The 24,838-nt window shown below is 63.4% G+C and carries 25 protein-coding genes; 7 read left to right on the top strand and 18 right to left on the bottom strand.

Annotated elements, in window-relative coordinates; genetic code table 11:
- Nucleotides 1-58: 58 nt before the first annotated feature.
- Nucleotides 59-1,798: an asparagine synthase (glutamine-hydrolyzing) gene (gene asnB / locus DWV00_RS31290; protein WP_115537497.1), complete on the top strand. Its 1,740-nt coding sequence runs from the start codon at nt 59-61 to the stop codon at nt 1,796-1,798.
- Nucleotides 1,773-2,657 carry a DMT family transporter gene (locus DWV00_RS31295; RefSeq protein ID WP_115537498.1) on the top strand — a complete coding sequence of 295 codons (885 nt, stop codon included), beginning with the start codon at nt 1,773-1,775 and terminating at the stop codon, nt 2,655-2,657. Before asnB ends, DWV00_RS31295 begins: the two co-directional genes overlap by 26 nt.
- Before the next feature lie 80 nt (nt 2,658-2,737).
- On the opposite strand, the gene DWV00_RS31300 is transcribed toward DWV00_RS31295, so the two are convergent.
- The 10 genes from DWV00_RS31300 to DWV00_RS31345 form a co-directional block, all read right to left on the bottom strand.
- Nucleotides 2,738-4,300, bottom strand: a complete 1,563-nt coding sequence (locus DWV00_RS31300) for a maltoporin (protein WP_245965113.1) — start codon at nt 4,298-4,300, stop codon at nt 2,738-2,740.
- Nucleotides 4,301-4,417: 117 nt separating this feature from the next.
- Nucleotides 4,418-5,554 (bottom strand): Gfo/Idh/MocA family protein, encoded by a 1,137-nt coding sequence (locus tag DWV00_RS31305; RefSeq protein WP_115537499.1) that lies wholly within the window; start codon nt 5,552-5,554, stop codon nt 4,418-4,420.
- Nucleotides 5,551-6,360: a ThuA domain-containing protein gene (locus DWV00_RS31310; RefSeq protein ID WP_115537500.1), complete on the bottom strand. Its 810-nt coding sequence runs from the start codon at nt 6,358-6,360 to the stop codon at nt 5,551-5,553. The genes DWV00_RS31305 and DWV00_RS31310 overlap by 4 nt, the downstream gene beginning before the upstream one ends.
- 99 nt (nt 6,361-6,459) lie before the next feature.
- Nucleotides 6,460-7,596 (bottom strand): ABC transporter ATP-binding protein, encoded by a 1,137-nt coding sequence (locus DWV00_RS31315; RefSeq protein ID WP_115537501.1) that lies wholly within the window; start codon nt 7,594-7,596, stop codon nt 6,460-6,462.
- A 43-nt stretch (nt 7,597-7,639) separates the two neighbouring features.
- On the bottom strand, nt 7,640-8,470 hold the full coding sequence (locus DWV00_RS31320) for a carbohydrate ABC transporter permease (RefSeq protein WP_115537502.1): 831 nt from the start codon (nt 8,468-8,470) through the stop codon (nt 7,640-7,642).
- Nucleotide 8,471: 1 nt separating this feature from the next.
- On the bottom strand, nt 8,472-9,389 hold the full coding sequence (locus DWV00_RS31325; protein ID WP_115537503.1) for a carbohydrate ABC transporter permease: 918 nt from the start codon (nt 9,387-9,389) through the stop codon (nt 8,472-8,474).
- 129 nt (nt 9,390-9,518) lie between these two features.
- Complete coding sequence (locus DWV00_RS31330; protein WP_115537504.1) at nt 9,519-10,787, bottom strand: ABC transporter substrate-binding protein; 1,269 nt, start codon at nt 10,785-10,787, stop codon at nt 9,519-9,521.
- Nucleotides 10,788-10,998: 211 nt separating this feature from the next.
- On the bottom strand, nt 10,999-13,260 hold the full coding sequence (locus tag DWV00_RS31335) for an ATP-binding protein (RefSeq protein WP_115537505.1): 2,262 nt from the start codon (nt 13,258-13,260) through the stop codon (nt 10,999-11,001).
- A gap of 4 nt (nt 13,261-13,264) precedes the next feature.
- Nucleotides 13,265-13,990 carry a response regulator gene (locus tag DWV00_RS31340; protein WP_115537506.1) on the bottom strand — a complete coding sequence of 242 codons (726 nt, stop codon included), beginning with the start codon at nt 13,988-13,990 and terminating at the stop codon, nt 13,265-13,267.
- Between the two features lie 274 nt (nt 13,991-14,264).
- Complete coding sequence (locus DWV00_RS31345; RefSeq protein WP_115537507.1) at nt 14,265-15,125, bottom strand: MBL fold metallo-hydrolase; 861 nt, start codon at nt 15,123-15,125, stop codon at nt 14,265-14,267.
- A gap of 93 nt (nt 15,126-15,218) precedes the next feature.
- Here DWV00_RS31345 and DWV00_RS31350 point away from each other — a divergent pair, with 93 nt between their 5' ends.
- Genes DWV00_RS31350 through DWV00_RS31360 form a run of 3 tightly spaced genes read left to right on the top strand, consistent with a single transcriptional unit; the run spans nt 15,219 to nt 16,403 of the window.
- Entirely contained in the window at nt 15,219-15,554 is a 336-nt protein-coding gene (locus DWV00_RS31350) for an ArsR/SmtB family transcription factor (RefSeq protein ID WP_115537508.1), read from the top strand.
- On the top strand, nt 15,551-15,976 hold the full coding sequence (locus DWV00_RS31355) for a YeeE/YedE family protein (protein WP_115537509.1): 426 nt from the start codon (nt 15,551-15,553) through the stop codon (nt 15,974-15,976). The genes DWV00_RS31350 and DWV00_RS31355 overlap by 4 nt, the downstream gene beginning before the upstream one ends.
- Nucleotide 15,977: 1 nt before the next feature.
- Complete coding sequence (locus DWV00_RS31360) at nt 15,978-16,403, top strand: DUF6691 family protein (protein WP_115537510.1); 426 nt, start codon at nt 15,978-15,980, stop codon at nt 16,401-16,403.
- A 102-nt stretch (nt 16,404-16,505) separates the two neighbouring features.
- Here DWV00_RS31360 and DWV00_RS31365 read toward each other — a convergent pair whose 3' ends face one another.
- Genes DWV00_RS31365 through DWV00_RS31390 form a run of 6 tightly spaced genes read right to left on the bottom strand, consistent with a single transcriptional unit; the run spans nt 16,506 to nt 21,702 of the window.
- Nucleotides 16,506-17,297: a c-type cytochrome gene (locus DWV00_RS31365; protein WP_115537511.1), complete on the bottom strand. Its 792-nt coding sequence runs from the start codon at nt 17,295-17,297 to the stop codon at nt 16,506-16,508.
- A complete protein-coding gene (locus DWV00_RS31370; RefSeq protein ID WP_115537512.1) occupies nt 17,294-18,919 on the bottom strand; it encodes a b(o/a)3-type cytochrome-c oxidase subunit 1 in 1,626 nt (541 codons plus the stop codon). Before DWV00_RS31370 ends, DWV00_RS31365 begins: the two co-directional genes overlap by 4 nt.
- The gene (locus DWV00_RS31375; RefSeq protein WP_115537513.1) at nt 18,909-19,478 is read right to left on the bottom strand and encodes a cupredoxin domain-containing protein; all 570 of its coding nucleotides are present in this window, start codon (nt 19,476-19,478) and stop codon (nt 18,909-18,911) included. The genes DWV00_RS31370 and DWV00_RS31375 overlap by 11 nt, the downstream gene beginning before the upstream one ends.
- 17 nt (nt 19,479-19,495) lie before the next feature.
- A complete protein-coding gene (locus DWV00_RS31380) occupies nt 19,496-19,678 on the bottom strand; it encodes a hypothetical protein (protein ID WP_115537514.1) in 183 nt (60 codons plus the stop codon).
- Between the two features lie 12 nt (nt 19,679-19,690).
- Complete coding sequence (locus DWV00_RS31385) at nt 19,691-20,989, bottom strand: c-type cytochrome (RefSeq protein ID WP_115537515.1); 1,299 nt, start codon at nt 20,987-20,989, stop codon at nt 19,691-19,693.
- Nucleotides 20,986-21,702 carry a c-type cytochrome gene (locus DWV00_RS31390; RefSeq protein ID WP_115537516.1) on the bottom strand — a complete coding sequence of 239 codons (717 nt, stop codon included), beginning with the start codon at nt 21,700-21,702 and terminating at the stop codon, nt 20,986-20,988. Before DWV00_RS31390 ends, DWV00_RS31385 begins: the two co-directional genes overlap by 4 nt.
- A 217-nt stretch (nt 21,703-21,919) precedes the next feature.
- Between DWV00_RS31390 and DWV00_RS31395 the strand changes: the two genes are divergently transcribed.
- The gene (locus tag DWV00_RS31395; RefSeq protein ID WP_115537517.1) at nt 21,920-22,732 is read left to right on the top strand and encodes a helix-turn-helix domain-containing protein; all 813 of its coding nucleotides are present in this window, start codon (nt 21,920-21,922) and stop codon (nt 22,730-22,732) included.
- Nucleotides 22,733-22,932: 200 nt separating this feature from the next.
- Nucleotides 22,933-23,151, top strand: a complete 219-nt coding sequence (locus DWV00_RS31400; RefSeq protein ID WP_115537524.1) for a glycine zipper 2TM domain-containing protein — start codon at nt 22,933-22,935, stop codon at nt 23,149-23,151.
- Between the two features lie 92 nt (nt 23,152-23,243).
- On the opposite strand, the gene DWV00_RS31405 is transcribed toward DWV00_RS31400, so the two are convergent.
- Together DWV00_RS31405 and DWV00_RS31410 are read right to left on the bottom strand one after the other, a co-directional pair.
- On the bottom strand, nt 23,244-24,410 hold the full coding sequence (locus tag DWV00_RS31405) for a porin (RefSeq protein WP_115537525.1): 1,167 nt from the start codon (nt 24,408-24,410) through the stop codon (nt 23,244-23,246).
- Nucleotides 24,411-24,561: 151 nt separating this feature from the next.
- The coding region (locus tag DWV00_RS31410; RefSeq protein ID WP_425452871.1) for an elongation factor 1-alpha C-terminal domain-related protein at nt 24,562-24,838 on the bottom strand (277 nt) is incomplete at its 5' end.

The raw sequence follows: 24,838 nt of genomic DNA on the forward strand, positions 1-24,838 counted from the left end.
TCGGTAAAACGTCTCACTGCGAAACAAACGCCGCTGCATCCCTGTCGAGAAACGCCAAATGTGCAGAATGTTTGGACTGTTCGGCCGCAACAAACGCGACAAAGCCATCGAGTGCATCGAATATCTGAAGCCCGGCGGCCCCGACGAGCAGAACGTGCGATTCTTGCGCAGCGGCTTGCTCGGACATACGCGACTGTCCATCAACGGCCCGTTGAACGGTAGCCAGCCCTACGCTCTGGACGGCCGACACTGCATCTTCGTCGGCGAAATCTACAACCACAGGGCTCTCTCAGCGACCTACGGCATCAGACGATACGAAGGCGACTCCGACGGCTGCGTTATCTTGCCGTTGTTCGATCGCCTCGGACCGCGTTTCGTCGAGCAACTCGATGGAATGTTCGCGATCGCGATAGTCGACACACGACAAAACGACAAGCTCTACCTTTATACGGACAGCGTTGCCGTCAAGCCAGTCTATTACAAACATTCCACCGGTTCCCTGAGCTTTGCATCGGAGATCGAGGCGCTTCCCGATCTAGACGATTCAGACAGAACAGTACGAGCGTCAAGCTTCGACACCTACGGTGCATTCCGATCCTTTCTCGGCGCGCAAACGATCTTCTCCAACATCAAGGTGCTCGAACCCACCACCTATTTGACATTCGACGGCGAGCGCGCGTCGATCGAACGCTATGTTCCATCGTCCGAACAATCGTTGCCCGGTGCCTACGATGCAGCAGGCTTTTCCGGTGACCTCCGGCGCGCCGCCGGTTGGATGACGGACGCCGATGTTCCCGTTTGCTCCACGTTGTCCGGCGGCATCGATTCAAGCCTCGTAGCGGCGCTCTCGAGTCGAGACCCTGCGATGTCTCACGCATTCAATGTCTGGTATGAAGGCGATTGGCAAGAAGACGAAACCGCGTACGCAAAGATGGTCGCTGCGCAAGCCGGCATCGAATACCACCAGGTGACCGTCGAGAACGTGGGCTTTCCCGATCTCATCCAGCGAATGTGCAGGGCGTTGAGTCAACCCAACGCAGCAGCACACTGTCTCAGCACCTTCAGACTCTATGAAGCGATCTCCGCGTCTCGATTTCGGGTTGCGCTCGTAGGCGAAGGCGCCGATGACTTTTTCGGCGGCTACGATCGAATGGTTCAGGTCGCAACGGCCTCCGCGCAGGAAGAGGCTCTATTCGCTTACATCACCGATTTGGCGGCCATACCGAGCAGCCTGCGCACACGCCTGATCGAGCCCGAGGCGGTCGACATGCAGTACGCCATGCGATTAAAAGACTTCATACGCAGCCTGCCGGGGAACACCTGGTTTCGCAAAGTGCTTCACTTCGAAGCAAAGCATCGGTTGCCGTATTACATTCTCCATCGAGTGGACGCGTTGAGCATGGCGCACTCCGTCGAAGCGCGCGTTCCGTTTTGCCTACCTTCGGTCTATCGGCACGCGTCGATTTGCGAAGATGAGCAACTGGTCGATCGGCACTCGCGCAAGCGGCCTATCTACGACTGTGCGAAAGGTATCTTGCCGGAGGCAATTCTGACGCGACAAAAGCAGCCATTTCTGCTGCCCATCGCCGGAATGCTGCGCCCGGGCTACGCCGTATTCGACTATCTGATGGATACGCTGCATTCGTCGTGTCGAACACTCGGCTTCGTAAAAAGGGAGGTGCTGCTTAAATGTATCGAGGAAAACATGAACCGCCCCACCTCGGCGCTCGGAAATTCGATTTGGGCTTGGCTGATCTTCGAGGTTTGGGCCAATGAGCACAACATCACGTTCCGTTAAACCTGAAATCGTCGCCTCCATCCTCCTCTGCCCGATCAGTCTCGCGGGCATGGGGATGTTCATCAAAGCGGCCAGCGGCGTACCCGAATCGGCGTTGCTACTCGCCCGCTTCGGCGTACCCGCTTTGATCTATTGGGGTCTACTCGCGGCGAAACGGTATCCGTTCAGAAGCATTCGCCCACACAAACACCTACTGCGCGCGGCACTCGGGTTCTCGTCCGTCTCTTGCTTGTTCGCTGCGATCGAGCGAATCCCTCTTTCAACGGCGCTATGTCTGTCTTATACGCTGCCGTTTTTTGCGTACGCGATCTCCTTGCTATCGGGGAAAGACCGCTTCGACGCAAGAGGGTTGTTCGTCATCGGTGCACTGGCCGGGGTCGTCTGCATGACCAACCCGAGTGCCCACGCCGATGTCATGGGAATCGCATTCGCCCTCGCCTCTGCGTTGTTCGGCGCGATCGCGCTATACGAAATCAAACGCGTCGCAAGATCCGAGGATTCCGATGCGGTGCTCATCATGTACTTCACGATTTCAACGATCGGCTTGACACTCTATATCCTGTTCTTCGACAAAGTTGCCGTGCAGACGATGAACACCGTCCCCTGGGGAATGCTGACGCTAATCGGCATCTGCGGCCTGCTCTATCAAGTCGGACTCGTCACTTCGCTGAAGGAAGTCTCGGTGTCGCTCGTATCGATGTTCCTGCTGCTCTCCGTTGCGATCAGCTTCGCGGGCGACCGGCTGTTGTTCAAATCGGCCTTTTCGTTCGTAGGCACACTCGGTCTCGTTATCCTGGCCGCCAGCATTTTGTGCTTCCAGTATTTCGAAAGCTCGAAGCAAAAATTGGCGAGAGGCTAAACCGCATCGGCAACGATGCCGAGTATCGGCGGAGCCCGACGCACCTAGTCCGGGCCCCGCCACTCTCAGGTCACTTCACCTCACCACCACCACTCGACCTGCGCGCCCACAGTCGACCCTGTCCGCGAGGAACCGAAGATCCCCGTCGTCGACAGCGGATCGCCCGGCGCCGCAGCAGCTTGCGCCGCCTGGTTCCAGTGCGCATACGTATAGAACAACCGCAGCTCCGGCCGCGACCAGAACGACCGATCCATCGCCAACGTCAGCGCCACGCTAGCCTTGAGCAGCGTCCGAGTCGGCCCGTTGTCCGGCGTCACACGATCGTTGCCGATATCGCCTTGGATCTTGATGTGATGCGTAATCGCATAGACCGGCCGAATCCCCATCGACACCCATGTCAGCGAGCCGCCCGACGGCGCGATGTCCCGCTCGTAAAGACCCAGCAACTGCCCGCTGAAATCCCGGGTCGCCTGCCAATCGAACGCATCGAGGAAGCGCAAGCTCTTGTATTGGTTGTTGTCGGTTAGCGTTCCCGTATAGCTGAGGCCCGTGCCCGGACCTTGACCATATTGGAACGCAAGCTTGTTCTTGCCGCCGAGCAAGTTCTTCTGAATATGCTGCACCGTGAACGACCAACCGCTATGCGTATCGGCACCCAAGCCGTCGCTGCCGGTGATCGAGCCGCGCGCCGGAATGTACGAGAGCCCGAACTGCAGCTCGCCGCCCGGATTCGGATGCACGCCCGACAGCTGCAAATCGTGCCGCGTCGCGTAGTTCGGCTGGTCGATGTAGTCCTCTCGGAACATCGCGTAGCTCAGCTTCAAACCATGGCCGATCGGAATGTTCTCGACACCCGCGCCGAGACCGGTCGGATTCCAGTAAAAGAAGTCGTTGATATGGACGTCGTTGCGGCGGTAGTAGATGCGGCCGATCCACACACGCATATCGTCAAGGCCGGGCAGGTTCGTGAGTTGCACGTACGATTGCGGCAGGCGGATCGCCCCGTGGTCGCCGTGGAACGTCGGCGAGTAGCCCAGATCGTTCACGAGGCTCGCCATACCCACGGCCGAGAGCTGCATCCCGTTCGAGAATTGATACAGCTTCTGGTCTATCTCGAGTTCACTATAGATCTGGCATTCGTTGCCGAGCCGATACTTGCTCTGTGCTCCCGGCAACTGGAAGCAGGCTTGGTCGTGCCCCTCGCTCGTGCCCTCCCCCGCGCGCAAGTACCCGTGAAACTGCGTCCACGGCGTCAATTGATTCCAAGCGGGCGACGGGGTGGCCGGCGCTGTATTCGTCGGTGTCGTATCGGCCGGTACCACGCCGGTCGCCTTGCTGATTCCCGCAGGTGCGCTACCCGCGGCCGCCAGCGCCGTTCCGTCTGCCGCGAGGGTCGTCGTCGTTTGTGCGAGCTGAACCGTATCGTTCGTGCTCGCTGGTGCAGCCGCGGCATCGGTCGCGAGTGTCGTCGTCGCTTGTGCTAGCTGCACGGTATTGTCCGCGCTCGCCGGTGCCGCCGCGGCATCGGTCGCCGCATAGAGCGCCGCCGACGAAGTCGCGCACGTCAACGCAAGCGCCAAGCGAGTCAATCGGAACGCAGCAACATGGCGCGCACGCGCGCCCCCGCCCGTCTGTTCGGTCATCAAGTGTCTCCAAGATCGTTATTGCGCTGCGTGCCCGCGCAGCGCGTTTTTTGTGTCGAGCCGTTTCGGCTGCATCGAGGGCCGGCGCATGGCGCCCCGGCCCTAACGGCGCTGCGCTCAGCTCGCCATGTCGAGGTCGGCCACGGGGGCCGCCGTCTTCTTGTGCCCATCGAGCCGGATCGGCTCTCCGGCCGCCGCGCTCGCGTAGATCGCGTCAAGAATCTCCATCACGATCAGCCCCTCCTCCCCCGTCGCCGGATGCGGACGCTCGGTCAGGATCGCTTCGGCGTAGTCGTACATCGCCGAATGCGCCGTCGAAGCCGGGCTGACGCGCATGTCGAACTGCGCGCCGTTCTGCTCCATGAACACCTGCGCGTCGAACGTGTAGCCTTCGTTCAGGTTCTTCTGCAGCAGGCCCGCGCGCGTGCCGAGCAAGCGCGTCTCCATGAGTTCAGCCTCCTGGATGTTCGTCGCCCACGAAGCCTCGAGCACGAGCGTCGCGCCGTTGTCGAAGCGAATCAGCGTGGCAGCCAAATCCTCGACGTCGAAGATCTTGCCGGTACGCGCCGCCAGCTCTCGCCCGATCGGATCGTAAGTACTGCCCAGTACCCACACCGGCTTCGGATAGCCCATCAGCCACAGCGCCAGATCGAGGCGGTGCACGCCGAGGTCGATGAGCGGCCCGCCGCCCGCCAGCGCCTTCGTGCCGAACCATCCGCCGAAGCCCGGCAGGCCGCGTCGGCGATGCCAAACGGTGCGGCCGAAATAGAAATCGCCGAAGAGCCCCGCATCGACCTGCGCCTTGAGTGCGCGCGACTGCGCGCTGAACCGATACGAGAAGTTGATCATCAAGCGCTTGCCCGCGCGGTCGGCCGCGCGCAGCATCTCGCGTCCTTCCTCGGCGTTCATCGCCATCGGCTTTTCGCACAGGACATGGCAGCCGGCTTCGAACGCTGCGACGGTCAAATCGCGGTGAAACTTGTTCGGGGTGCAGACGCTGACGACATCGAGCTTCTCGGCGGCCAGCATCGCCTCCGCGCTCGTGTATCGCGCTTCGATACCGAAAGCGTCGCCGCGCTCGGCGAGCCGCTTCGTATCGGGATCGGCAATCGCCACGACATCGACGTCCGGGTGCTCGCGCCAGCCTTCGATGTGCTTGCGTCCGATCCCGAGACCCATCACCCCAACGCGCAGCCGGCGGCCCCGCAACACGGCGTCGAGCTGCGGGAGCTCGACCTTGTAGTCGTCGTTCATACGTTTTCTCCGTTGTGCTGCACGACGCCGACGCTCGCGAAGTTCGTGCTGCGCTCGCTCAGCTTCTCCAGCGGCGGCGAATTCGGGCAGTTGTCGGCGATGTTCACGCGCGGCGCAGCCCATTGCACGGCGTTCGCGATCACGCGTTGGACGTTGCGGTCGTGATAGGTCGGATACGCCTCGTGTCCGGGGCGGAAGTAGAAGATGCGGCCATGCCCGCGTTCCCAGCAGCACCCCGAGCGGAACACCTCGCCGCCCTCGAACCAGGAGATGAACACAGTCGAATCGGGCTGCGGAATGTCGAAGCGCTCGCCGTACATCTCTTCGTGCTGCAATTCGAAGTACTCGCCAAGTCCCGCCGCGATCGGATGCGACGGCTCGACCACCCACAGGCGCTCCTTCTCAGCGGCTTCGCGCCACTTGAGCGAGCAGTTCGTCCCCAGCAAGCGCCGGAAGATCTTCGAAAAGTGGCCCGAGTGCAGGACGATCAGGCCCATGCCTTCGAGCACGCGCCGCTGCACGCGCTCGACGATCTCGTCCGACACCTTCTTATGCGCCTTGTGGCCCCACCAGATCAGCACGTCGCAAGCGGCCAGACGCTCCTCGGTCAATCCGTGCTCGGGCTGATCGAGTGTGGCGGTGCCGATCTCGAGCGGCAGCGCGCCCGCCGTCAAAGCCGGTGTTTCGGCCAATGCGCTCGCGATCACCGCATGCAGTCCGTGCGGGTAGATCGCTTGTACGCCCGGATTCTCGCGTTCGTGCTCGAACTCGTTCCAGACGATCACCGATAGTTTCTTATTTAGCATTCCTAACCTTTCTTGGAGAATTGAGGCGCTCGATACGTTTGCGGCCATGCGCCCGAGGCCGCGTTAAATCTTGCCTACCGCTGGTGCCACGAGTGCCGCCTAGGCCGTCGCCAGCCAGCGTTCGTCCGGCTCGAGCGCGAGCCGCTGCGCCGCGCGTCCGTCCGAATGAAACAGATGCAGTGCCTCGGGGAGCAGGTCGAAGCGAAGCCGCTCGCCGATCGCAACGGCGGCCGGCGCGGTCTTCGCGACGATCGGCTGGGCGCTGAGCGGGGTGTCGAGATAAACATAGGTGTGTTCGCCCATCCGCTCGACGTGCGTGACCTGCCCCGACGTCGGGCCGGTCCCGACGTGCACGTGCTCGGGCCGAATACCCAGCGTCACGGGCATACCGACGGCCAAGCCCTCGCTCGATACGGCCACGCGCAGCAACGTTTCGCCGGCTGTCGCCCTGACTTCGCCGGGCGCGGTCAGGGCCACTGCCGCGTTGATGAAGTTCATCGAGGGCGAGCCGATGAAGCCCGCGACGAACAAATTGGCCGGCCGGTGATAAAGCTCGAGCGGCGAGCCGACCTGGGCGATGCTGGCCACCCCAGCCCGGCCTTCGAGCGGCCGCAGCAGCACGATCTTGTCGGCCAGCGTCATCGCTTCGACTTGGTCGTGCGTCACGTAGATCATGCTGACCTGACCGAGCTCGCGATGAAGGCGCGCGATTTCGACACGCGTCTTTACGCGCAACGAGGCATCGAGGTTGGAGAGCGGCTCGTCGAAGAGGAACACCTTCGGCTTGCGCACGATCGCGCGGCCGATCGCCACGCGTTGCCGCTGTCCGCCCGACAACGCCGCCGGCTTGCGTTCGAGCAGTTCGGTTAAACGCAACGACGCGGACGCAACCTGCACGCGACGATCCAATTCGCCTTTGGGCAGCCGCAGATGACGCAGGCCGAAGGCCATGTTTTCGTAGACGGTCATATGCGGGTAGAGCGCGTAGCTCTGGAACACCATCGCGATGTCGCGCTGCGCGGGCGCCAAGTCGTTGACCCGCTTGCCCTCGATGAGGATGTCGCCGCCGCTCGGCTCCTCGAGCCCGGCGACGATGCGCAGCAATGTCGACTTTCCGCAGCCGGACGGCCCGATGAACACGCAAAATTCGCCCGGCGCGATGTCGAGGTCGACGTCGGCCAACACCGGTGTAGCGCCGAAGTGCTTGCGCAACCCCGTCAGTTCGATACGACTCATTTCCTTTCTCCTGCAATCGGTTCTTTTGTCGATGCGTGCATGCTCATCCCTTGATCGCGCCGGCGGTCAGGCCCGAAACGATGTGCCGTTGAAAAACGAGCACGAGCGCGACGAGCGGCACGGTCACGATGACCGAGGCGGCCATGATGGCGCCCCAAGGCAATTCGAAGCTGCTGGCGCCGCTGACCATCGTGATCGCCACGGGCACCGTGCGCTCGCTCGACGAAATCGTGAACGTGAGCGCGAACAGGAACTCGTTCCATGCCGCGACGAACGCGAGCAGCGAGGTGGCGGCCAGGGCCGGACGCAACAACGGCATGAACACGCGGAAGATCATCGTCATGACGCCGACGCCGTCGACAAGCGCCGCTTCCTCGAGCTCGCGCGGCAGCTCGCGCATGAACGTCACAAGCACCCAGATCGTGAACGGCAACGTGAAAACGAGGTCGGACATCGCGAGCGCGGCGAGGTGGTCGTACAGCCCCATCGCCCGAACGAGTTCGAACAGCCCCGACAAGATCGCCACTTGCGGAAACATCGACACGCCGAGAATGCACATCAGCAACACGCCCCGCCCTTTGAACGAAACGCGCCCGAGCGCATACGCGGCCGGCAGCGACACGACGAGCGAGAGCGCGACGGTCGCGCCTGCAACGAAGGTCGAGTTCAGCAGATACGCGCCGAACGGCTGATCGTGAAACAGTTGCCGGTAGTTATCGAGCGACGGATGCAGGACGATCAGCGACGTGTCGTAAAGCGCGTCGCCTTGCTTAAGCGACGTGCTGATCATGTACACGAACGGAAACAATGCGACGACGAGTACGATCGCCGACAACACCGCGTATGAAGCGCGCTCGAGCGGATGCTTTTTCATCTCAGCGTCCTTGCATACGGTTGCGGTTGAAGGCCATGTAGGCGACGGTGAACAGCACGATCGACAAGAACAGCAGCACGGCAGCCGCGGAGCCGAAGCCGACTTGCTGAAAATCGATGAGTTGCTCGCGCACGTAGACCGACATGCTCTTCGTCGCGCGGCTGTTCGAGGTCATCACGTAGATGAGATCGAACACGCGCAACGCGTCGAGCGTGCGAAAGATCATCGCGACGAGTACGCCCGGCCAGATGAGCGGCAGCGTGACGCGAGCGAATACCCGGATGCGCGGCACACCGTCGACGCGGGCGGCTTCGTAGCAATCGCGGGGCACCGTTTGCAGCGCGGCCAGCATCAGGAGCGCCATGAACGGGGTCGTCTTCCAGACGTCGACGAGCACGATCGTCGGAAAGACCAGCCGCGCATCCGCGGTAAAAGCAAGCGGCGAGTGAATGATGCCGAGCGCTTGCAGCATCGCGTTGACGATGCCGAACTGGTCGTTGAGCATCCAGCTCCAGATCTTCGCCGAGACGACCGTGGGGATCGCCCAGGGCACGAGCACGGCGGCGCGCAGCAGCGTCCGCAGGCGCGACGGCGTATCGAGCAGCAGCGCGACGACAAGGCCGGCCATCGTCTCCAGCGCAACCGAAACGAGCGCGAACATGACCGTGTTCGCACAGGCATGCCACCAGTCGGGATCGCGCATGACGCCGTCCGGGCCGATGTAGTTCGCCAGGCCCACGAAGTGCCAGTGGGACAGATCCGACAACTGCGCATCGGTGAAGCTGAACCAAGCGGTGCGGACGAGCGGCCAGCCGGCAATCGCCGCCAATGCCACGAGCGCCGGCAGCATCATGAGCCACGCTTGGCGCCGGCGCGAACGCGTCAGCGCGGACTCGCGCACGCCGGTGGCTCCGTTCATCCCTTGATACGTAGGAGTCCTAAGCGATAAAGTGCCGCTTCTCACGTCGATCGTCTCCTTCGGTGCCGCTCGCCTTGTTACGCGGCGAGCCGCGTTCTCATCAAATCAGCCCGCGCGCGAGCCCCTAGTTCAATGCCATGTGCCGTTCGGTGCGAGCCGCTGCAGCGAAGCAGCGAGCCGAGCAAGCGCCCCCGAGGCGCTGGACGTGCCGGCCAGCACGTCGTGCGCGGCATTCCAGAACTGATTGCTGACCTGGTTGTACTTCGTGCCCGTGATCGTCGAAGGCCGGGCGACGGCGCTGCTGAACGTCGGCAGCATGTCGGCCATGAACGGGTTCGCCTTGAGCACTTCCTTGTCCTTGTAGAGCGCCGGAATCGTCGGGTTGAACGAATCGTCGACGGCGCGCTGCTTCTCGATTTCCGCGCTCGACAGGTAGAGCACGAGATCCGCGGCGAGCTTCGGATTCGGCGAGTAGCGCGACACGGCAAGGTGCCAGCCACCGAGCGCGGCAGCCGGGTGGCCGTCGGCACCACCCTTAGGCAGCGGCGCGACGCCGATCTTGCCTTTCACGGGGCTGCCGTCCTTGTTCGCGATCGACCAGACGTAGGGCCAGTTGCGCATGAACACGGCATTGCCCGCCTGGAACACGCCACGCGCTTCTTCTTCGCCGTAGTTCAGGACGGCCTTCGGCGTGATCGTCCCGACCCACTTCGACGCCGTCTCGAGCGCCTTCGCGGCCGCCGGATTGTCGATCGTCACGCGGCCTGCCGCGTCGATGACGCTCCCGCCGTTGTAGCTGTTGACCCATTCGAGGGCGTCGCAGGTCAACCCTTCATAGGCACGGCCCTGCCAGACGTAGCCCCACATTTTCTCGTTGCCCGCCGCGCGCTCGGCGCTCTGGATCTTGAGTGCCTCCGCCTGGAGTTCCTCCCAGGTAGCCGGCACTTTCATGTGGTATTTCTCGAGCAAGTCCTTGCGGTAGTACAGCATGCCCGTGTCGATGTACCAGGGCACCGCGACCAGTCTGCCGTTCACCGTGTCGTTCGCGATCGCGCTCGGAAAGTAATCGGCGACGCGGTCTTTCAGATAGGGCTTGAGATCGACCAGTTGGTTGGCCAGGATGCCGGGCCACACGGTGTCGATCTGCATGACGTCGAGCTTGTCCGAGCCGCTGCTGAGCAGTTGTTCGTAAAGGGCGAGCGCCTCGCTCGAATTGTTTGGCATGCTGACGAATTCGACTTCATTGCCCGTCTTTTGCGCCCATGCTTTCGCCGCCGTCTCGCAGCTGCTTTGGTCGATACCGGCCGAACCGCACACGAGCCGCAACGTCGCGGCGCCGGCACTGCCCGCCGCGAGCGTCAATGCAACGGCGATGACGCCTGCCCTGAACTTGAACATCGGGTGTCTCCTGGTTTGTTTGATTTGATGTAGGCAGCGGCGCGTTGACAGGCCGCGCCGCCGGCTGCCGGGCGCTCACCCACCGAATCGCCCCTTCGCCGTCGTATGTATGAGACACGAGCCGCGTTAATCGAAAATTGCGAAAAACGCACATGCCATTAACAATCGAAACAATTGGGCGAATCGAGAAACGATCCGGCTCGCGCGCGGCTCAGTGCAGCAGCGCGGCCAGCGCCGCAAGGTCGAAGGGCTTGGGGACGAACGGCAGCTCCGGCTGCCAGTCGGGATGGCTTTGATGGACTTCGGGCGGAAGGCCCGAGGTCAGCGCGATGCGCTGCGTGGGCCAACGCTTGGCGACCTGTGCGGCGAGGTCGATGCCGCTGCCGCTGGCACCGAGCGAGATGTCGGACAACACGAGCGTCACGAGCCCGTGCGCGTCGAGCCAGGCCAGCGCATCGGCCACGCTCGTCACCGCGTGCGCCCGCGCGCCAAGCGTGGCAAATTGCGTCAGCGTGGTATCGCGTACTTCCGGATCGTCCTCGACGACAAGCACACTCGCGCCGCCGAGAACGGGCGTGGCGCTTAAGGCGATGGCATGGGCCGCGCCGCCATCGGCAAGCACGGCACCGTTCGCTTGGGCCGGTCTCGCCGGCTCCGCCTCGGTCGCCGGCAGCCATAATTCGACCGTCGTCCCGCGGCCCACGGCGCTCTGAATCCGCAAATCGCCGCCGCTTTGACGCACGAAGCCGTAGACGCTGCTCAGGCCGAGCCCGCTCCCTTCGCCGGCCGCTTTGGTCGTGAAGAACGGTTCGACGACTTTGTCGAGCAACAACGGCGCGATGCCCGACCCGGTGTCCGCAACGCTTAGGACGACCGACCGTGGCGCGGTCATCGCGGGCAGCGGCGCGTCGTGGCGCACCGACAGCGTCAGCTTGCCGCCGTCGGGCATGGCCGCCACGCTGTTGAGGGTCAAGTTCAGGATCGCGTTCTCGAGCTGGCCGCGATCGACCTCGACCCAGCGGGGCTGCGCCGACGGCTCGAGTACGACCTCCGTGCGCAGCCCCGCCGAGTATTCGACGAGATCGAGCATCTCCGCGAGCATGGCGTCAACGGCGATTCGCTCCGCCTGCAGCGGCTGGCGGCGCGCGAAAGCGAGCAGCCGCCGCGTGAGGCGCGACGCGCGCTCGGCCGCACGGCGGGCACGCTCGGCCATGGCCAGCTCTTCGCAGCGATCGGCCACGCGCGGGATCAGCAGCTCCAAGTTGCCGAGGATCGCGACGAGGAAGTTGTTGAAGTCGTGCGCCACTCCGCCCGTCAGTTGGCCGAGCACGTCCATCTTTTCCCGCAGACGGCGCTGCGCCTCGAGGCCTTCCGTCAACCTTGCGTTCTCGAGCAGATTCGTGCGGAACACTTCGAAGGCACGCGCTAGCTCGCCGATCTCGTCGGGACGATGCGTCGAAGGGATTTGCCCGGACGTATCGCCTGACGCGAGCCGCCCCATCACCCGCGTCATTGCCTGCAGCTTGCGCAAGATGCGGTTGACGTAGGCGACGCCGGCCAGTGCCACAGCCACGCCGGCGAACGCGAGCAGCAGCAAGCCCGATTGGCTCGAGAGCGCCACGCGGCGCACTTTTTCGCTGCGCTCTCGCGCGATCTGCTGCAAGCGCTCGACGTAGCGGGCCGATTTGCCGCTCAGATGATCGGCGTGGCCACGCAGCAAAGTGACGAGGTAGTTTGTCTGAGCCTCGCTCGCGAGAAACTCGCGGCGCACGTCGAACACACTGCGCTCGCCGCCGTCGAGCCGCGCGAGCGCCGCGGCGAGTTCGGGCTCGCGCTTGTCCTCGCCGCGTGCGTGCACTTGCAGCCACAACGCCTCGTTGTCGCTTTCGGCGCTGCCCAGCTCCGCCGAGTCGGCCGCTTGCAAAGCCCCCGCCGTGCGGGCCCATACCTCGATCAGCGTCGGGGCCCCTTGCGCGACGATTCGCTTGCGGCGCGCGATGCCGTCGCCGATGCGGTCGACGGCGTTGCGCAGGTTCGTCAACTCGTCGGCGAGTTGGCGTTGGCGGTCCGATACGACGAGCAGTCGCGGCAGATCCTCGTCGATCGCATCGAGGTCGTCGAGCACTTCGAGACCGGCGTTCGATTTGCCGCGCTGGCCGGGCGCCAGGCGCCGGATGTCGGCAAGCAAGCCGCGCAGCAGATCGGTGTCGCTGCGCAACAGATCGGGCGCGGCCGTCATGGTCGCGCTCGGCGCCACGGCGGCAAGCTGCGCGACTTTGTCGGATAGCTCCAACGCACGCGCAATCTCCGGCACGACGTTGGCCTCGTACTCGTCGAGCGCATTTTGATTCGCATGCATGCCTTGCACGCCGACGATGACGACGGCTAGCGTGATCGCGAACAGCAGCAGAAACGTGGCGACGAGTTTGGCGCGCACGCTCGGCGGCGCGAGCCGGGACAGAGGCGAGCGCATTGCGTCAGAGCCGCACGACTTGCGCGGAGAACAGATAGCCGGCGCCGCGCTGCGTGCGGATGTACTGCGGCTGCGCCGGATTCGGTTCGATCTTGCGGCGCAGGCGCAGAATCAGCACGTCGATGGTGCGGTCGTAGACGTCGATGTCGATGCCGCGCGTGTGCTCGAGCAACTGGTCCCGGGACCAAACGCGCGAGGGCTGTTGGACCATCGCCGAAAGGAGCGCGAACTCGCCTTGCGTCAACACGCAGGGGGCGCCGTTATGCGTGAGCGTGCGCGAGGACATGTCGAGCAGCCAGCCGTCGAATCCGAAGCGAGGCCCGCTCGATGAGCCGTTCGCATGGCGCGGCATCGACAGCTCCGTCGTGCGCCGCAATTGCGCGCGCACGCGCGCGAGCAGTTCCCGCCCCGAGAACGGCTTCGTCACGAAATCGTCCGCGGCGGTCTCCAGGCCGAGCACGCGATCCGTTTCGTCGCCGAGGCCGCTCATCATGATGATCGGTACGCTCGATTGACGGCGCAGATCGCGTGCAACCGTGAGGCCGTCCTCGCCGCGCAGCTTCAAGTCGAGAATCACGAGCGCGTGCGGCGCGGCTTTAAGGCATGTCTGCATACGCGCGGCGGTGTCTGCCGTCGATACGTCGAACCCCGCTTCCTCTAGCACTTTGTGCAGCCACTCGCGCACTTGCGGATCGTCGTCCAAAACCAAGATTCGATGTTTGCCTGTCATGCCTCGTCTCCTCGGTGCCGAGCGCAGCTCGTGCGCGCCGGTATCGTAGAAGGCGCTCTTGCTACTGCGCCGGGTATGCGTCTTGCGAGCGCGATTATTAGTGCGAGCGACGCGTGGAGGCAATAGCCGGGCGCGTGGAAGCGAGCGGCCAGCATGTGCGGAGCACGCTCGAAGGCCCGCTGCGCTTGGGTTTACAGGGTTTGTACCAAGCTGCGGTTTGTCGCGACGCAGTGGTATCGAAAGTGGTCAGACGAGTTGCGAGAGCAACCGAAGATCACAGCGCATTGAGCGGAATCTTCAGATAACGAACCCCATTCGATTCGGGCGCCGGCATGTCGCCGGCCCGGATGTTCACCTGCACGGCAGGCAAAATCAGCACGGGCATCGAAAGCGTGCGATCGCGCGCCACGCGCATGTCGACGAACTCGTCCTCCGACACCCCCTCATGCAGATGCACGTTCGCCCGGCGCTCGTCGTCGACCGTCGTCTCGCAGCACGCATGGCGCGATGCAGGCGGATAGTCGTGGCACATGAACAAACGCGTGCTCGGCGGCAACGACAGCAGCTTTTGCACGGAACGGTACAGCATGTGCGCGTCGCCGCCGGGAAAATCGCAGCGCGCCGAGCCGACATCGGGCATGAATAGCGTATCGCCGACGAATACGGCATCACCCACCTGATAGGCGATATCGGCCGGCGTATGACCGGGCACATGCACCGCGCGCGCCTCGAGGGTGCCGATCATGAACGATTCGTCGTCCGAAAACAAATGATCGAACTGGGCGCCGTCCTCCGGGACATCCGCGCCGAGATTGAACACGCCTTTGAACTTGTGCTGCACCGTTCGGATCTGTTCGCCGATGCCCATCTTGCCGCCGAGCTGCTCCTTCAGATAGTGCGCGGCCGATAAGTGATCGGCATGCGCGTGCGTCTCGAGCAGCCATTGGACCTGCAAGCCATGCTCGCGAACGAACGCAACGACGCGGTCGGCCGATGCCGTCGACGTACGGCCCGACTTCGGATCGTAATCGAGCACCGAATCGATGACGGCGGCCGGTGTCCCGTCGCCCGCATGCACGACGTAGGTGAAGGTGGACGTCGCGGTATCGAAAAACGGCTCTACACAGGGATGCATCGCCAAGCCTCGTTCAATGTGTCATGTTGCAAGTCAATATATCAATCAATATAATGTATATCAACATATTGTTAACACGAAAATCGGCAGCCAATGCAAAACCAGCTTAGTGCAAAAAGGTTGGAAGACCTACGTGAATCGGCGGCCCAGTGTTGCGCACTGCTCAAAGCCATGGCGCATGAGGATCGGCTGTTGCTGCTGTGCCAGCTCACGGAAGGGGAACAGAACGTCGGCGAGCTCGAGGAGCGCGTCGGCATTCGTCAGCCCAGCCTGTCACAGCATCTGGGTGTGCTGCGCGAGGAAGGGCTCGTTGCGGCGCGGCGAGAGGGCAAGTACATCTACTACAGCCTCGCCGGCGATGAAGTCGTCCGCGTCATGCAGACGCTGTCGGAACTCTATTGCGGAAAGGTGAAAGGGCGCTCGTCATGAACATCGACATGCTGCATTTCACGCCGGCCTCGGCCGTGGCCGGTGGCTTGATGATCGGAGCGGCCGTGGCGCTCTACATCTTGCTCAACGGCCGCATCGCCGGCATCAGCGGGATGCTTGGGCGATTGATCGAGCCTAAGTCCATGGAGCGCGCCGTGCCGCTCGCCTTTCTCGCCGGCTTGATCGCCGCCCCATGGGGGTGGCGGCTATTCGCATCGCTGCCGGCCGTCGACATCGGCGCATCGAATCTTACGCTGATTGCAGCAGGCCTACTGGTGGGCTTCGGCACGCGCTACGGATCCGGCTGCACGAGCGGCCATGGCGTATGCGGAATCTCGCGGGGCTCGGCACGCTCGTTCGCAGCGACGGCCACCTTCATGTCGTTCGGATTCCTAATCGTCTTCTTGCTTCGGCACCTCTGACATGTTCGCGCTATCCGCCTTCGCTGCGGGCCTGCTGTTCGGCCTCGGTCTTATCGTGTCCCACATGGCGAATCCCGCCAAGGTGATCGGCTTCCTCGATCTGGCCGGCAGTTGGGACCCATCGCTCGCTTTCGTGATGGCCGGCGCCGTCGCGGTTGCGGCTGTCGCGTTCGCGCTCGCGCGCCACCGCCGCAAGAGTCTGCTCGGCGCGACGATGTCATTGCCCACGGCCACCCGGATTGATCGTCCGCTCCTCATCGGCAGCACACTGTTCGGCATCGGCTGGGGAATGGCGGGCTTTTGCCCGGGCCCGGCGCTCGTGACCGCATCGAGCGGACAGCCCAAAGCGTGGCTGTTCGTCGTCGCGATGCTCGCCGGCATGGGCCTGCATGCGCTGCTCACGAGGCGCACGGCCGCGCGTGCTTGATGGGACGACGATGAAACGCAAGCGCGGCGCACGGCGCCTCGCTCGAGGCCCGGCACGCCTCGCTCGTACGTCGATCGGTTGGTGGGTTGCCCTAATCGGTCCTCAAGGCTGGCTCGAATAATAGCGCGCCGCTGCCTCGATTTCCGCCGGCGTCATTTGCCGCGCCACGTTGCGCATCTGCTCGTCGATGTCGTTGTGGCGATCGCCCGCCGCGAACGCTTGCAGTTGCGTGCGGATGTAGGCCACCGGCTCACCTTCGAGCCAAGGCGTGCCGGTCTTGTGATCGGCCGCGCCATGACACGACGCGCACGGCGCGATATTGCGCATTGGCGAGCCGGACGCCACGATCTCCGGCACCGGCCGGCTTGCCGGGTGGTAGGCGGGCAGCTTCGGCAGATAGGCGTAGTAGGCGGCGAGGTCGCGCATATCCTGATCGGACAGCGTCGCCACCATCGGGCTCATCACCGCGTTCGTACGCGCACCGCTCCGGAAATCCTCGAGCTGCTTGTAGATCACCGTTTCGTATTGCCCGGCCAGGTTCGGCGAGTTCGCTTGACTGATGCCTTGCGGCCCGTGGCACATCGAGCAACGCAAGGCGAGCGTGGCGCCGCGGCCGATCGCGAGCGGATCGGTGTGCGAGAACATCGTCGGCGTCACGACCACCTGGCTCGTCTTGAAGCTCGACGTGACGGGCGTGGAAACGAACCACTTCTGCGGCACGCCGGCCGCGCTGCAGATCGCATTCCAAACGCCCGTGAATTGCGCATCGGTATGAACCGACGGCAGCCAGATGAAACCGATCAACATCGAAACGACGGCCACGCCCGCCGTCAGCCCGACGCTGACGGTAAACCAGCGGTTGCGCAGCGAGAAAAGGCGTTCTTCCGTGCTCATCGCGGGCCTCCCATGTAGATCGCCGGCACTGAGGTCTGCTTGAGCACAAGCAGTTGTGCGATCGGGTAGCCGTAGTTGACGACGGTGAGCGCAATCATCAGCGCAACCCACAGTCCGAAGCTGTTCAGCGCGACCGGCAGCGTGGCGGGCGGGTGCACGGCGGTGCTGAACGTAAAGTCCTGCGGCGTTACCGGCTTGCCGCGATGGCCGCGTGCGAGCACGATGAAAAACAGCACGGCCGAGGCAACGAGAATCAGCGCGCCGACGAACGACATGTCGACGGTGATCGCCTCGGGCGCAATTCCCGGATTGCTGTAGTCGAAATAGGCCATGCGCCGCGGCATGCCCAGAATGCCGGCGTAATGCCACGGGAACGTCGTGACGATCATGCCGATGAACCACAGCCACAGTTGCCAGCGCATGAGCTTGACGCTCGACAGGGCGCGCCCGGTCAGCTGCGGCCAGAGTTCGTAGGCGATCGCGAAGTACATGATGACGATCGCGCCGCCGAAGATCAGGTGGAAGTGGCCCGTGATCCACTGGGTGTTGTGGATCGTGGAGTCGAGCTGATAGCTCATGTTGATGAGCCCACCCGCGCCGCCGAAGCCGAGCATGACGAACGAGAACGCGACGGCCAGCATCATCGGTTCGTGCCAGGGCAGCACGCGCAGCCAGCCGAACGGGCCGCGTCCGCCGCGCAAACGTCCCGCGATTTCCACCGACGCGCAAATCGTGAAGACCGTCAGCAAGGTCGGCACCGAGACGAGCGCCGTGAACACCGACTGCAGGAACTTGAAGCCCGAGCCGACTTGCGGATCGGCAAACAAGTGATGGATGCCGATCGGCATTGCGACGACGAGGAACAAAATGAACGAGATCCGCGCCATTGCGTCGCTGTAGAGCCGGCCCCCAACGGCGCGCGGGACGAGCGTGTAGTACGCGATGTAGGCCGGCATGAGCCAGAAGTAGACGATTGCATGCAGCGTCCACGAGAAGAACACGCGTGCGAGACCGGCGTCGATCGTCGTCTTGAGCCCCAGCGCGACGGGCAAGATCTGGAAGATGATTTCGATCGCCGCGCCCACCGCCGTCCACGCCCACAGGTACGAGCCCGCGACGTTCGCGAACATGGCGAGCGGCACCGGCTTGCCCGGGTTCGCGCGCTTCCAGGTGCGCATGTTGATCGACATCAGCGCCACCCAGATCCACGAGCCGACGACGACGAGCACGATGCCGATGTAGTAGAACGCATTGCCGATCATCGGCGGATAGAACGTATAGAGCACCGAAGCGCGGCCCAGCGCCACGGGGATCACCGCCATGATCGTGCCGATCGCGACGAGCCACCATCCGAGCCACGCCCAGCGCTTGCCGACGAGCGGCTGATCGAGCGAGATCTCGCTGATCGCGTAGCCAAAGCCCATCGCGATTAGGGTCGGAAACACATAGCCCATGACCGAACCGTGCGCGGTGACCGAGCGGTAATAGAGTTCGGGATGCTGAAGCCACGCGTGCAGCGGGCTGCGCACGTACATCTGCCATGCGCCGAGCAGCAGCGCGACGCCGAAGGTCGCGAAGGCGAACCAGAAGTGGGCCAGTACGAGTCGTTTGTTATTGAGCACAGCTGAGCCTCCTGGCATTGGCCGCGAGCTTGTCGAATGCGGCGCGATCGAGCACCCTCACGTGCGCCCACATGCCTTCGTGGCCGGTGCCGCAGTATTCGTGGCAGGGCATCAGGTGTTCGCCGGTTGTCGGAAAGCGCGTCTTGAAGGTCGAGACGTAGCCCGGCTCGACCATGGTATTGATGTTCGTATCGGCAATCAGGAAGCCGTGCACGACGTCGGCGCTCGTCACGCGGAACGTGAGCGGCGTATCGGCCGGCACGACGATGCATTGCGGCGTGAACGAGTATTGCTGCGCGACGATGCGCACCGTGACCGATCCGTCGGTTTCGACGGCGCTGCCGAGGTTGCTTTCGATGAACTCGCCCGAGACGTGCAGCGTCGTCGGATCGATCGTCTCGACGCGCGAGGGCGGCATCATCGCCCAGTGCAGGCCGGTGTAGATGACCACCGCGACGAACACGAGGACGATCGCGACGACGATGGCCGCCCATCTGCGCTCGATGCGCGCCGCGACCGCCGCGCTATCCGCGTGGCTGGAAGAAGGAATGTTCGACATGTCGCTCGCTCAGTGAATCAATGGATGACGCCGCGCGGCAGAAAAACCAGGAAGTAGAACGCGAACCAGAGCGCCACGACAATGGCCGTGGCGATACCGGCCACCGCGATCGCGCCCGATGGTCCGGAGCGAACGATGTCGTCGACGCGCTTCGCTTCGGGGTCGTCGGCGTGCTCGTGCGCCTCGTTGTTTGGGTTCATGGCATCCTCGATTCAGTAAAGCGGCGCGGAGCGCAGCGCGTTGGCTTCCTTGGCCGTCACCGGCGTGCCGTGATTGCCCCACGCCGTGCGGATGAACGTCACGACGGCGGCCACCTCTTCATCGGAGAGCGACTGCGCGAACGGCGGCATGCCGTACGGCGAAGGGTTCTTTGCCGTGCCCGGTGCGTAACCGCCGTTGAGCACCATTCGGATCGGATTGACGGCCGACGTCATCTGGATCGATTGATTGTTCGCGAGCGGCGGGAAGTCGGGCAGCTTGCCGTCGCCGTGCTTGCCATGACAGGTCGCGCATTGCGCGTCGTAGATCTTCGAGCCGAGCTGCGCCAGCAAGTCGCGCTCTTCGCCCGATACGCCCGATACGCCCGGCTTCGCGGCGGGGCTTTGCGCGCCGTGCTGCGGCAGCGACTTCAAGTAGACGGCCATCGCCCGCACGTCGTCGTCGGACAAGTACTGCAAGCTGTCGTAGACGACTTCCGCCATCGGGCCGTACACCGCGCCGCGGTTGGACACGCCCTTTTGCAGCAGGTCGGCGATGTCGCCGATGCTCCAATCGCCGAGGCCGGCTTCCTTGTTCGACGTCAGCGACGGGGCGTACCAATCCTGCATCGGAATCAGGCCACCCTCGAATGCTTTGGACTCCGAACTGCCGCCGAGCGCATTGATCGCGGTATGGCACATCGAACAGTGACCGAGACCTTGAACGAGATATGAGCCTCGATTCCATTCGACCGAGCGCGTCGGATCGGCTTGATACTCGCCCTCGCGGAAGTACAGCGTGCGCCAGCCGAGCAGCAGCTCGCGGTTGTTGTAGGGAAAGCGCAGCTCGTGCGGCCGGTTCGGCCGATCCACGGGCGGCACCGAGCGCAGGTAGGCGAAGATCGCATCGGAATCGGCACGCGTGACTTTCGTGTAGGCGCCGTAAGGCATGGCGGGGTAAAGCAGCGAGCCGTCGCGAGAGCGCCCCGTATGCATCATTCGGTAAAACTCGTCGGCCGTCCATTTGCCGATGCCCGTCGCGTCGTCGGGTGTGATGTTGGGCGAATAGAGCGTGCCGAACGGCGTCGGCATCGCACGTCCGCCGGCAAACAGCTTGTCGCCGGGCTGCGTGTGACAGGCGATGCAGTCGCCCGCGCGCGCCAGATACGCGCCTTGCTTGACGACGTCGGCGGAAGCGCCCGCCGAGCCTTGGGCCAATGCGAGCGCGCTCGAAACGGCAAGCGCGATGCCCGCGCCCACGCGCGCGAGTGAGCGCGAGAGAGAAAGGATGGCTGGCACGAAAGACTCCGTCATTGCGGTTCGCTGCCGCAGCGCAGCGGCATCTTCAGGCTACCCGCCGGGGCGAAAGCGGGATTGGCGGGGCCCGGCGACGCCGCGAGCCATGCGGCAACGGCCGTGATGTCGTCGTTCGTCAGACGTGAAGCGACTTCATGCATGCAATCGGGTGCGTACGACTTGCGCGTCCCGTAGCGCCACGCGCCGAGCTGCGCGCTGATGTACTCGGCATGCAGGCCGAGCAATCCCGGGATCGCGGGCTCCATGCCCGTGAGCGCCGCACCGTGGCAGGCCGCGCATGCGGGAATCTGTTTGGACGGATCGCCCGACTTCACGATTTGCTCGCCGCGCGCCAGTAAGGAAGCCGGTATGGCCGCCGTCACGGCCGGCGGGTAGGGCGGATGCTGGCTCGCGAAGTAGGCGGCGATGCGATGCAAGTACGCATCGGGCAGATAGGCGAGCAGGTAGTTCATCGGTGGATACTGGCGCCGGCCGTCGCGAAACGCGACGAGCTGGTTGTACAGATACCCGGCCGGCTTGCCCGCCAAACGCGGGAAGTAGTCGTTGTCGGTGCCTTGGCCTTGCGCGCCATGGCATGCGGCGCAAGCCAGCACGCGGGACTGCAGGGTGTCCGGCGCGCGCTCGGGTTGCGCAGCCTGCGCATCTTGCGCCGAAGCGGCCGTGCCGACGAGCGCTGTGAGGACCACAGCACCGATTGTTCTTTTCAGCATCACGTGATCGTCTCCGGGGACCTATTCGATCGCCACAAAACGGCGCAATTAGAGCAGATGCGCGCGCGCGGCGACTTGACCTGGATCATGTGCTCCCTAGATCGAGCCGCGTGTTGCATTCGCGCGATGCGACCGTTCGCCGCGCCGCCGGCGCGTGACAAAGTTGCGCCAACGCAAGAAGCTAGACGCGTTATCGAAGTGAAAAAGGAGAATACGAATGTTCGGCACCAGCGAACGGGCCGGCAAGGGCGGTTCAGCCGACAAGCGCCCGGCGTCCACCGCGGTGCGCGACGAGACGGCGGCACACCTTCGATCGCCGCACGCGGGCGCTTCGTCTTCCTGCAAAACTTGCTCGCTGCGTCCCGTATGCGCGGTGAACCCCGACGAGTTGGCTTGCTCGCAGCAGATGGAAGACCTCGTGCTCGGCTATCGCCAGGTCAAGAAGGGCGAGGCGCTGTTTCGGGTCGGCGATCCCTTCACCAATCTGTATGCCATCCGCACGGGGTCGTTCAAGAAGGTGACGCTGCTGGCCGACGGGCGCGAGCAAGTGACGGGCTTCCATGTTTCGGGCGAATCGCTTGGCACCGACGGCATCGCGGCGGCGCAATACGCAAGCGACGCGATCGCATTGGAGGACAGCAGCGTCTGCGTCATGCCGTTCGATCTGCTCGAGTGGCTGAGCCGCGAAGTCGATGCGGTGCGGCATCACGTCTTTCGCATGCTGAGCGCGCAGCTCGTGCGCGAAAGCAATTCGATGATGCTGCTCACGATGACCGCCGACGAGCGGGTCGCCGCGTTCTTGCTCGATCTCTCGCGCCGCTGGCAAGCGCGCTCGTATTCGCCGAGTGCATTCGCGCTGCGCATGACGCGCGAGGAGACGGGCAGCTTCCTCGGGCTCAAGCTCGAAACCGTGAGCCGGACGCTGTCGCGCTTTCAGAAGCAGGGGCTCGTTCAGGTGCGCGGCAAGGACGTGCGGATTCTCGACTTCGCCGGATTGATCGAAGTCGCACATCATCCTTCGTCTTCATGATTGGCCGTTGCCTGGTTGGATGTGACCGCCTGGAGCGTGTGACCGGTTCGAGCGGGGTCCTAGTCAGCTAGCGTAGACATCGTGGTCAAGATCTGACGTAACGTCGGCACGGAGCTTGCGTGATCCTTCATGCTTTCAACAGGCATGCATGGGGCTCGATCGAGCGCCGACGCGCAACGTCGAGCCGATGGGAGGTGATCATGAAGCGATTGGGACGAGTGGAAAAAATAGGGCGATTTGGGCGGTTGAAGCTCGCGTGTGCGGCCGGCGCGGCCACGGTGGCGCTGCTCTCGGGATGCACGCTCGGCGGCGCGGCTGTGGGCGGATACGCCGGTAACAGGCTCACGCACGGCAGCACCGTCGGTACCGTCGGCGGCGCCGTTGCGGGTGGCGTCGTCGGGTACGAGTTGGGAAGGTAGGGAACGGGTTCGGAGGCTTTGAAAAAATGGGGGCGCTTTTGGCGCCCCCATTTAATTTCTACAAGGCGGCATGAGCCGCCTCGATCGTCATATTAGAACTTGTGACGGATGCCGACGCGAGCAGCGAATTGCTGTTGCGAGTTCGAGCCCGACGGACCGAAGAAGCTCGTCGAATCGCCGATCTGCGCTTGCACCGGGGTGCCGTTGGCCAGGTGGCCCGACGCCTTTTGGTAGATGCCGAGAACGTACACGTCGGTACGCTTGCTCAGTGCGTAGTCGAGGCTCAGGTCGCCTTGGTTAAAGTGACCGTTCGTCAGGTCGGCCATGTGCATGTACGTGTAACCGACACCAGCCGTCAGAGCCGGCGTGAACGAGTACTTGCCGCCCAGGTCATAGGCGTCGAACACGAGGTTCGTCGAACCCGTGCCCGGCAATTGCACGAGACGCGTGTTCGTCCACGATGCCCAGAATGCCGCCGGGCCCATCAGGTAGCGCGCGCCGAGACCGAACGTGCGCAGTTCCTTGATGTTTGCGGGGACAGTCGCGTTCGAAATCGCCGTCGTGATGCCCGCTTGACCAGCCGGGAAACGGATGTCCGTGTAAGCAGCGCCAGCGCTGATCGGGCCTGCCGCATAGTTCACACCGAAGCTATACGTACGCGTCGAAGCGGCCACCGCCGTCGCGCCGGTGCCCGAAGCCGGGTTACCAGCGAACGCACCAGCTGCATTCGAGAAGCCGTACAACGCGCCGAACGTCACGCCCGAGAAGTTCGCGCTCTGGAACTTCACCGAGTTGTCGATGCGGCTCGACGTCAGTTGGTCGATGTCGTTGATGTGGAACGCGTAGTTGCCCGCGACGGTGTTGCTACCCGTCGTGTAGGCGCCGAGCACGTCCGTCGACAGCGAGTATTGACGGCCGAACGTCAGCGAGCCAATGCCGTCCTTCGAGAGGCCGACGAACGCTTGACGGCCGAATTCACGGCTGTTTTGGCCCAGCGTGCCGTTGCCGCTGTTGAAGCCGTTTTCCAACGTGAAGATCGCCTTCAGGCCACCGCCCAGATCTTCGCTGCCCTTGATGCCCCAACGGCTGCCTTGCGCGACGCCGTCGTCGTACTTCACCAGGCTCTGCGAGTTGGCACCAGCGTGATTGACGTAGCTCACGCCAGCGTCGATCAGGCCGTACAGCGTCACGCTGCTTTGCGCGTGAGCGGCAACACCGATGCTGCTCAGCACGGCAGCGACGAGAATTCGTTTGTTCATCATTTCTCTTTGGATTGAGTGGTCTTTGTTGATTGGTAAAGGCCCCAATAGCGCCGGGCCGAATTCTTGCCCATTTCCACGGTTCCTTTATGAACTTTTTGTTTAATGTTGCGTATTGTTAACATCGATTATTTCAGTTTACGCAATACACCTATGCGGAAGCCGTGCGAATCATGCCGGCCGCCACAGTGTGGTGCGTGGCTTCGTCGATGAGCACGAATGCACCCGTTCCAGGATTCATGTCGTAAGCATCGCAAACGATTGGCTTTTGCAGCGTCAATTCGATGCGCCCGATGTCATTCATATGCAAGTCACGGATGGAGTTCATTTGCGACAAGGTATGGACATCGAGCACTTCCTTAACCGAGCCGATACGGGCGAATACGGTATTGGTCGTTTGCTTGAGCAGATACTTGCGCTGCGTCGAC

Source organism: Trinickia dinghuensis, from assembly GCF_003367175.1.
Classification (GTDB): Bacteria; Pseudomonadota; Gammaproteobacteria; order Burkholderiales; family Burkholderiaceae; genus Trinickia; species Trinickia dinghuensis.

What these genes read in the sequence shown, in the direction of transcription:
- asnB (WP_115537497.1), top strand. Translation starts at nt 59, where the DNA reads ATGTGCAGAATGTTTGGACTGTTCGGCCGCAACAAACGCGACAAAGCC.
- DWV00_RS31295 (WP_115537498.1), top strand. Translation starts at nt 1,773, where the DNA reads ATGAGCACAACATCACGTTCCGTTAAACCTGAAATCGTCGCCTCCATC.
- DWV00_RS31300 (WP_245965113.1), bottom strand. Translation starts at nt 4,300, where the DNA reads ATGACCGAACAGACGGGCGGGGGCGCGCGTGCGCGCCATGTTGCTGCG.
- DWV00_RS31305 (WP_115537499.1), bottom strand. Translation starts at nt 5,554, where the DNA reads ATGAACGACGACTACAAGGTCGAGCTCCCGCAGCTCGACGCCGTGTTG.
- DWV00_RS31310 (WP_115537500.1), bottom strand. Translation starts at nt 6,360, where the DNA reads ATGCTAAATAAGAAACTATCGGTGATCGTCTGGAACGAGTTCGAGCAC.
- DWV00_RS31315 (WP_115537501.1), bottom strand. Translation starts at nt 7,596, where the DNA reads ATGAGTCGTATCGAACTGACGGGGTTGCGCAAGCACTTCGGCGCTACA.
- DWV00_RS31320 (WP_115537502.1), bottom strand. Translation starts at nt 8,470, where the DNA reads ATGAAAAAGCATCCGCTCGAGCGCGCTTCATACGCGGTGTTGTCGGCG.
- DWV00_RS31325 (WP_115537503.1), bottom strand. Translation starts at nt 9,389, where the DNA reads ATGAACGGAGCCACCGGCGTGCGCGAGTCCGCGCTGACGCGTTCGCGC.
- DWV00_RS31330 (WP_115537504.1), bottom strand. Translation starts at nt 10,787, where the DNA reads ATGTTCAAGTTCAGGGCAGGCGTCATCGCCGTTGCATTGACGCTCGCG.
- DWV00_RS31335 (WP_115537505.1), bottom strand. Translation starts at nt 13,260, where the DNA reads ATGCGCTCGCCTCTGTCCCGGCTCGCGCCGCCGAGCGTGCGCGCCAAA.
- DWV00_RS31340 (WP_115537506.1), bottom strand. Translation starts at nt 13,990, where the DNA reads ATGACAGGCAAACATCGAATCTTGGTTTTGGACGACGATCCGCAAGTG.
- DWV00_RS31345 (WP_115537507.1), bottom strand. Translation starts at nt 15,125, where the DNA reads ATGCATCCCTGTGTAGAGCCGTTTTTCGATACCGCGACGTCCACCTTC.
- DWV00_RS31350 (WP_115537508.1), top strand. Translation starts at nt 15,219, where the DNA reads ATGCAAAACCAGCTTAGTGCAAAAAGGTTGGAAGACCTACGTGAATCG.
- DWV00_RS31355 (WP_115537509.1), top strand. Translation starts at nt 15,551, where the DNA reads ATGAACATCGACATGCTGCATTTCACGCCGGCCTCGGCCGTGGCCGGT.
- DWV00_RS31360 (WP_115537510.1), top strand. Translation starts at nt 15,978, where the DNA reads ATGTTCGCGCTATCCGCCTTCGCTGCGGGCCTGCTGTTCGGCCTCGGT.
- DWV00_RS31365 (WP_115537511.1), bottom strand. Translation starts at nt 17,297, where the DNA reads ATGAGCACGGAAGAACGCCTTTTCTCGCTGCGCAACCGCTGGTTTACC.
- DWV00_RS31375 (WP_115537513.1), bottom strand. Translation starts at nt 19,478, where the DNA reads ATGTCGAACATTCCTTCTTCCAGCCACGCGGATAGCGCGGCGGTCGCG.
- DWV00_RS31380 (WP_115537514.1), bottom strand. Translation starts at nt 19,678, where the DNA reads ATGAACCCAAACAACGAGGCGCACGAGCACGCCGACGACCCCGAAGCG.
- DWV00_RS31385 (WP_115537515.1), bottom strand. Translation starts at nt 20,989, where the DNA reads ATGACGGAGTCTTTCGTGCCAGCCATCCTTTCTCTCTCGCGCTCACTC.
- DWV00_RS31390 (WP_115537516.1), bottom strand. Translation starts at nt 21,702, where the DNA reads ATGCTGAAAAGAACAATCGGTGCTGTGGTCCTCACAGCGCTCGTCGGC.
- DWV00_RS31395 (WP_115537517.1), top strand. Translation starts at nt 21,920, where the DNA reads ATGTTCGGCACCAGCGAACGGGCCGGCAAGGGCGGTTCAGCCGACAAG.
- DWV00_RS31400 (WP_115537524.1), top strand. Translation starts at nt 22,933, where the DNA reads ATGAAGCGATTGGGACGAGTGGAAAAAATAGGGCGATTTGGGCGGTTG.
- DWV00_RS31405 (WP_115537525.1), bottom strand. Translation starts at nt 24,410, where the DNA reads ATGAACAAACGAATTCTCGTCGCTGCCGTGCTGAGCAGCATCGGTGTT.